The organism is Salipiger marinus, from assembly GCF_900100085.1.
Lineage (GTDB): Bacteria > Pseudomonadota > Alphaproteobacteria > Rhodobacterales > Rhodobacteraceae > Salipiger > Salipiger marinus.
Genome location: NZ_FNEJ01000022.1, coordinates 86,526 through 93,056 on the forward strand (window position 1 = coordinate 86,526; position 6,531 = coordinate 93,056).

The following is a 6,531-nucleotide window of genomic DNA, read 5'->3' on the forward strand; positions in this document are numbered from 1 at the left end:
CATGAAGATCGAAGCTGGCAACGATGCCCAAAATTCTTACATCCCGTGGCGTGCCACTTCCCGTTAGCCGCGAGTGAAATTTATTGCGATCATGACTGCGACGCCGCGCCACCAATTCCTGAACCTGCTCCAATCCATACTGCTTTTGGCGGGTATGGCGGTTATCGCCTGGTTCATCGTTTCGGCGATTGCGGGACAGGGCTTGGCGATTGCGATCGTCATCGGATCCTTGCTGGGATTGCTGCTGTCACCCGGCATCCCGAAACGCCTTTTGCTGAACGCCTACGGCGCACGCAGGCTCAGCGGGCGGGAATTTCCAGAGGGCATGGCGATACTGGCCGAACTCGCACGCCGCGCCGGGCTGCCGCGTGTACCGGAACTCTACTATGTACCGAGCCAGATGCCGAACGCCTTCGCTATGGGCTCTCCGGATGAAAGCGCCGTCTGCGTCAGTGATGGTCTTCTGCGATTGATGAACCAGCGCGAACTGGCCGGGGTCCTGGCGCATGAGGTCGCTCACATCGCCAACCGCGATCTCTGGATCATGGGTCTGGCCGACGCGATGTCGCGCGCAGTGTCGCTCGCGTCCTGGGTTGGGCAACTCATCCTGCTGCTGAACCTGCCGCTCATCCTGGCCGGCGCGGCTTATGTGCCCTGGCAGGTACCGCTTGTCCTGATCTTTTCACCCACGATCATGGCCCTTCTTCAGCTCGCGCTGTCGCGGGCCCGGGAATACGATGCCGACAGGGGTGGCGCCGAGCTGACCGGCGATCCCGATGGCCTCGCTTCGGCCCTCCTCAAGCTGGAACGTCGCGTCGGGCGCGTCTGGGAAGACATGTTCCTGCCCGGACGCCGCATCCCCGAACCCTCGCTCCTGCGCACGCACCCGCCCACCGCCGATCGAGTCCGGCGGCTGCGCGCACTTTCCGGACCCCGCCGACCGGTCCCACCGTCCGTTCCCCTGAACGCACCGCGGGCTGTGCGCGTTTCCACGCCGCGTTACGGGCCTGGGGGCGTCTATCGATGAGAACATTTTTTGCGTCGAGGTCTTGAAGTTGCAAATAGGCAACACTTTATCCGCAGCGGAACGCCCAGTTGGGGTTTCACGGATACGCGACAGGTTCGGCTGATTCAGCGGACCGCCTGGCGTTCGCCCGAGGGGAGCGCATGGCAGACGCGAATGCTCTAGACCGCCGCCAAAATGGCGAACCTTGAAGCATGTCCGTTCTCCGCGGGCGTTCAGTGGCGTGGTGACAAATCCACGCCGTCAACTGAAACGACGGAGGCGAAACATGCTCTATCCCACCTACACACGTCGCAGCGATCCGTTTGCGCTGATGCGCTCGATGCTGCGCGATTTTGACGGGACCTCTCCTAGCCGCGTAACCCAGCCCGTTTTCCCCGCCGTAAACGTCTGGCAGGGCGACGAGGCGGTCGCGATCACTGCAGAACTCCCTGGCGTGGATCCGGCCGACATCGACATTTCCGTGAAGGAGAATGTCCTGACGCTCTCTGGCGAGCGCAAGGCGCCCGAAATTCCGGAAGGCGCCCGCTGGCACCGCAACGAACGCGGCTTTGGCAAGTTCGCTCGTTCGGTTCGGCTACCCTTCGTGGCCGCGGAGGACAAGGTCGAGGCGCGGATGACCAACGGTGTGCTCCGCATCGTGATCGGCCGCCCCGAAGAGGACAAGCCGCGGAGAATCGAGATCAAGGCTGCGTAAGAGGAGGACCAATATATGACCAACGATGTAACACATACTGCCGACAAGACCCCGGCCGAGACACCGGAAACCACCACCGGCCGTCGTATCTATAGGCCGCTGACCGACATCGTCGAAACGGCTGACGGGGTGACACTGACACTCGAGATGCCGGGCGTCGCCGCCGAAGACGTGGATATCACGCTCGAAAAGCGCGTGTTGACGATCAGAGGTAAGGTCCATGCCACGCAGCCCGAGAAGCTGCAACTGGCCTATGCCGAATACGGCGAGGGCGATTTCGAGCGAGCCTTTACCATGTCCGACGATTTCGACCCCGACAAGATCGGCGCGCAGGTCTCTAATGGTGTGCTGACCCTGACGCTGCCGCGCGCAGCGGAAGCCCAACCCAAAAAGATCACGGTAACGGCGTCGTAAGCCGGGCACGTCGCACCAAAAAAGAAGAAAGGAGAACTCACATGCAGATCAAGGACCTGATCCCCTGGGCGCGGAAGGATCATGCGCCCGACCCGAAAAGTGATGACCAGAACCCCATCGCCACCCTTCAACGCGACATGAACCGTGTGTTCGAAGGCTTCTGGAACCGCGTCGGCGATTTCGACTGGCCCTGGGGAGGCGGCGAGGCGAAATCCGACGTGGTCGAGACCGAAGATCACGTGGAGGTATCGATCGAACTGCCCGGGATGGAAATGAAGGACATCGAGGTCACCGTGACCGATGACATCCTGACCATCAAGGGCGAGAAGAAGATCGAGCGGCAGGAGGAGAAGAAGGGCTATTATCTCTCCGAACGCAGCTATGGCGCGATCTATCGCACGATCCCGCTACCGCCGGGAGTCGACGGTGAGAAGGCCGATGCCAGCTTCAAGAACGGCGTGCTGACGATCAAGCTGCCGCAGACCCCGGAGGCGCAGGCCAAGGTCAAGCGCATCGAGGTGAAAAACGCCTGATACCAATGTCGTGCCGACAGTACCGTGCTGTCGGCACGACGATCTACACTTCTCCTGTCTTGGACGCTTAAATCCAATCGGGAGAGAGCCATGCAGGTCGGGTTGGAACTTCAGGCGGTTGCCCGGGACAGGTCTTCCGCAAAAGTACTTCCGAGTAGTTCACATAGCTAAAATGGACGAACGATCTCGTCACAAGCACAGCACCAGAACCCTGCACGATTGAGTGCGAGACTCACCTATGGGGGCATCGAGCGGATGACACACGATGAAAAGGAGAGCACGTGACATTGAGTTTCGGCACCTGCGGTGCTTCGTTAATGCAGCCGATCATGGCAGTTTCCGAAAGGCTGGAAGCACGATGGGTGTCCAGCAGTCATCAATCAGTCGATGCATCTGCGATCTCGAGGATCGCCTCGGAACATCCTTGTTCCACCGTCATCGAAGCGGTGTGACCCTAAACCGCGCCGGGCAACAATTTCTACCTCGCGCACGTCAGATAATTCGCGGGCTTGATGAGAGCTTGCACGCGATGGCGGCACTTGGCAGATCGGAAAACGGCAGTATAAGAGTCGGCATTTATTCATCGATTGCCTCGGGCTTTCTGGCCGAATTGCTGTGCTCCTTCGGGGATCAGCACAATCATGTGCAGATCGAATTGATCGATGGAAACCCGGAAGAACACGTCGCTGCCATCCGTCGGCTCAAACTCGACGTCGCTTTCCTAACTGGAACCCGGACCTGGCAAGAATGTGACAGCGCATTAATGTGGTCAGAAGGTGTTTTCGTTGTCCTGCCTGAACGTCATGAGTTAGCCATCCGGACAGCAGTCGACTGGCGCGAGCTTAGCGGCGAGGCTTTCATGGTCAGCAAAACAGCGCCGGGCCAAGAGATCTATCACTATCTGGTGAGGAAGCTGGCAGACCTCAGTTGGCACCCTGACATACATGTGCAATCCGTAAGTCGAGATAACCTGCTGTCATTGGTTGCCATTGGGCGAGGTTTGACCGTGGTCAGCGAGGCGATGACGGTGACGAACCACCCGGGAGTGGTCTTTCGACCGATCAAGGGCGAGCGCCTTCCATTTTCTGCAATCTGGTCGCCGAATAACGACAACCCCGCGTTCAGGCGTCTTCTGAGCATGGCGAGGACAAAAGCAGGGTCGGAAAGAAGCGCGGCTATCAGTGAGCATCTCTGTGGATTTGAGCCGCACGCCTCGCCTTCGCAAACCCGCGATCTGTCGCAATAAACCTCTGGAGCATCGGTACAATCAGCCGGACTGCGTCGGCAACAGGTTGCCCCGTCTCCCGCCCCAGCACCTCGGCATAGGCGACCAGATCGCGATGAACAGATGCTGGCAATTCCACTGTCACCTTCACCGGCTTGTCGTCGGGCAGAGGTCCAAGCTTGAGTTTCGACATGATCAACCTCCTGCGGGTTCGAATACCAGATCGCGGGTGACGATGATCCTGACCGGGAACCCCGGGCGGATGGTCAGCGTCGGCGCGACCTGCAGCTGACGCTGGACGATCTGCTGGCCGGCCTGGTTAATCGTGTCCACAGCGCCATCGCGGATCGCCTGGACCAGGCGGTCCTCGTCATCGGTGGCGAGGTCCGCACCAATCGCGAGCAGCGTGGACAGACCCGCCGCGCGCATCAGATCCCACCAGTGATAGTCAACGCCATCCTCGAGGCCGGCATAGCCGCTCGCATCCGCCCCCGGCAGACGTTCGAGAACAATGGATCGACCGCCGGGAAGGATCAGGCGGTTCCAGACCAGCAGCACGCGGCGTTGGCCGAACGTCACGCCGTCATCGTATTGGCCGATGATGCGGGTTCCTTGTGGGATCAGCAGCAGCGACCCGGTCGGGCTGTCATAGACATTCTCGGTGACCTGCGCGGTGATCTGCCCCGGGAGATCGGAGCGAATGCCGGTGATGAGCGCGGCCGGGATCACCGCTCCCGCCTGAAGGATGTTCGGCGAGGCTGGCGGCTGAATGCGATCCGATGCGACGGTCTGCCGGTCCACCGGACCGTTGAGGAAAGCCGTATGCCGGCTCCCCTCAGGTTGCCCGGAGCCCCCCAGGCCCGGAAGGTTCACTCCGCCCCCGGCCGTCGTTGCCCTGCCAGACGCCGTCTGGAAGAAGACACCGCTCAGACGCGCGGTTTCCTCCTCTGCCCTGCGGCGCTCAGCCTCCGGATCGACGGTCGGGCTCGCAATCGGCGGAGGGCTCACGGGCAAACCCCGCTCCTGCGCGTCAAGGATCGGCCGCCCGAGGTCGCCGGGCAGTGCGGGTCCCAGAACCGGTCCGGTATAGTCGGACGGCAACCCTTCCAGGCCGTCCGCGGCCGGTCGGTTGTCGATGGAATAGAGTTCCCCACCTCCCGGCCCAGCCTCACGGGTCTGGAGCGCATAGATCAGCGCACCCCCGATGCCGAACAGCGCGACCGCTCCGACACCGGCCAGAACCTTACGCGACAGCCGGGTCACACGGGGCGGATCGGGGCGCAGACGCATCGGTGCTGCAAGATCGGTGTCAGTCATGATGCCCCTCCCCTTCGCGCATCCCCCTCCGTCCGCGCATCCGCCTCGCGCTCCTCCATGCGCACGATCCGGACGACCTGCTGGCGGTCTCCTGCGCCCAGCCGAAGCTCGGCGGCGCCGAAGAGGCGATCCACGATCAGAACGTTCCGGTGAATACGGCTGTTCACGATCTGCGGCTCTCCGTCCGAACCGAGCACGAAGAGCGGCGGCATCTCGCCCTGGGCGATGCCAGGAGGGAAGACGACATAAACACGACGGCCATCGTCGAAGACAGAAACCGGACGCCAGGGCGGGCTTTCCCCCTGGATCTGCAAGCCGTAGCGATGATTGCGGGCAGAGGGCGCCGGAATGGTCGGCGCGGTTGCCACAGCCTGTCGACCGCCAGGCGGCGCTGCCGGATAGGCCCAGGCGACCGACGGCATGTAGAGCGCCTCGCGGGCACGCAGCTCGATCGTGTACACCCGCCGGTCAGTGCTGATCACCAGGTTGGTCGAGATGTCGTCCCGCGTCGGTTTGACGAGGATGTGGACGCGGGCAGTGGATCCGGACCCGCTCTCCGTGTCGCCGATGATCCAGCGCGTGGTATCCCCTGCGGCGATCGGACCCGCGCCGGTCAGACGTTCGCCCGGCTCGAGTGCGATGTTGGTGATCTGACCGGGAGCGGCATAGACCTGATAGAGGGCACCTTCCGACCAGGGATAGATCTGGATCGCATTGTAATAGCCCTCGCGGCGCGGTTCGACCCGGGCGGCGGCATTGGCGTTTTCGATACGTCCGGTCGGTGTGCCCGCCGCCGCTCCGCCATGCGCCACTGTCCAGACCGGCGGCGTATGCAAGGGACGAGGGTGTTCCTCGTCATCCGAGGCGGGCGGAGTGGGCAGCGGCGGCACGGACTCGTCGTAACTGAATTCCGGCACCCGGTTGCTGGCGCACCCCGCCAGCACGGATGCGGATAGCAGCAAGGCCACCAAGGTGGGCTTATTGAAGCCGGGAGTGTTGGATGTCACTGAGAACTGACCCAGCGGCGATAGGAAATGTCACTGAGAACTGACCCATGTGGAACCCTCCCCCTGACGGGATTTGTCGGGGGTCATTGGAGTGATCGACATGGATATTTTGAGCGTCATTCGACGTTGGGCACTTCGGGATAAGTTGCCCATCCGTGAGATTTCGCGGCGGACTGGTCTGTCGCGCAATACTATCAGGCGTTACCTGCGTGCCGGGATCGTCGAGCCCAAGTTCAACGTGCCGTCGCGGCCGAGCAAGCTCGACGCATACGCGGAGAAGTTGTCGGGCTGGTTGCTGGCCGAACAGCGCAAGT

General features: G+C 62.0%; 9 protein-coding genes. 6 read left to right on the forward strand and 3 right to left on the reverse strand.

What is annotated here, in order from left to right; all coding sequences use genetic code 11:
• Positions 1–73 precede the first annotated feature (73 nt).
• The 5 genes from BLR51_RS20635 (at position 74) to BLR51_RS20655 (ending at position 3,914) form a co-directional block, all read left to right on the forward strand.
• Positions 74–1,027, forward strand: a complete 954-nt coding sequence (locus BLR51_RS20635; protein WP_237219314.1) for a zinc metalloprotease HtpX — start codon at positions 74–76, stop codon at positions 1,025–1,027.
• Between the two features lie 265 nt (positions 1,028–1,292).
• A complete protein-coding gene (locus BLR51_RS20640) occupies positions 1,293–1,721 on the forward strand; it encodes an Hsp20/alpha crystallin family protein (RefSeq protein ID WP_043870000.1) in 429 nt (142 codons plus the stop codon).
• A gap of 15 nt (positions 1,722–1,736) precedes the next feature.
• The gene (locus tag BLR51_RS20645; RefSeq protein WP_043870001.1) at positions 1,737–2,135 is read left to right on the forward strand and encodes an Hsp20/alpha crystallin family protein; all 399 of its coding nucleotides are present in this window, start codon (positions 1,737–1,739) and stop codon (positions 2,133–2,135) included.
• A gap of 41 nt (positions 2,136–2,176) precedes the next feature.
• The gene (locus tag BLR51_RS20650) at positions 2,177–2,668 is read left to right on the forward strand and encodes an Hsp20/alpha crystallin family protein (RefSeq protein ID WP_043870002.1); all 492 of its coding nucleotides are present in this window, start codon (positions 2,177–2,179) and stop codon (positions 2,666–2,668) included.
• A 265-nt stretch (positions 2,669–2,933) separates the two neighbouring features.
• Entirely contained in the window at positions 2,934–3,914 is a 981-nt protein-coding gene (locus BLR51_RS20655) for a LysR family transcriptional regulator (RefSeq protein WP_089850537.1), read from the forward strand.
• Here BLR51_RS20655 and BLR51_RS20660 read toward each other — a convergent pair.
• The 3 genes from BLR51_RS20660 to trbG are packed head-to-tail and all read right to left on the reverse strand — an operon-like array spanning position 3,847 to position 6,217.
• Complete coding sequence (locus tag BLR51_RS20660; protein WP_076705626.1) at positions 3,847–4,086, reverse strand: DUF2274 domain-containing protein; 240 nt, start codon at positions 4,084–4,086, stop codon at positions 3,847–3,849. The two genes, BLR51_RS20655 and BLR51_RS20660, sit on opposite strands and share 68 nt — an antisense overlap.
• Positions 4,087–4,088: 2 nt before the next feature.
• Positions 4,089–5,210 (reverse strand): TraB/TrbI/VirB10 family type IV secretion system protein, encoded by a 1,122-nt coding sequence (locus tag BLR51_RS20665; protein ID WP_089850538.1) that lies wholly within the window; start codon positions 5,208–5,210, stop codon positions 4,089–4,091.
• Complete coding sequence (gene trbG, locus BLR51_RS20670; RefSeq protein ID WP_242656793.1) at positions 5,207–6,217, reverse strand: P-type conjugative transfer protein TrbG; 1,011 nt, start codon at positions 6,215–6,217, stop codon at positions 5,207–5,209. The genes BLR51_RS20665 and trbG overlap by 4 nt, the downstream gene beginning before the upstream one ends.
• 100 nt (positions 6,218–6,317) lie before the next feature.
• On the opposite strand from trbG, the gene BLR51_RS20675 reads away from it, so the two are divergent.
• The coding region (locus BLR51_RS20675; protein ID WP_131821854.1) for a helix-turn-helix domain-containing protein at positions 6,318–6,531 on the forward strand (214 nt) is incomplete at its 3' end.

Bases quoted from the DNA above. Each gene is read 5' to 3' on its own strand.
- BLR51_RS20640 (WP_043870000.1), top strand. From the start codon at position 1,293: ATGCTCTATCCCACCTACACACGTCGCAGCGATCCGTTTGCGCTGATG.
- BLR51_RS20650 (WP_043870002.1), top strand. From the start codon at position 2,177: ATGCAGATCAAGGACCTGATCCCCTGGGCGCGGAAGGATCATGCGCCC.
- BLR51_RS20665 (WP_089850538.1), bottom strand. From the start codon at position 5,210: ATGACTGACACCGATCTTGCAGCACCGATGCGTCTGCGCCCCGATCCG.
- BLR51_RS20655 (WP_089850537.1), top strand. From the start codon at position 2,934: ATGAAAAGGAGAGCACGTGACATTGAGTTTCGGCACCTGCGGTGCTTC.
- BLR51_RS20645 (WP_043870001.1), top strand. From the start codon at position 1,737: ATGACCAACGATGTAACACATACTGCCGACAAGACCCCGGCCGAGACA.
- BLR51_RS20660 (WP_076705626.1), bottom strand. From the start codon at position 4,086: ATGTCGAAACTCAAGCTTGGACCTCTGCCCGACGACAAGCCGGTGAAG.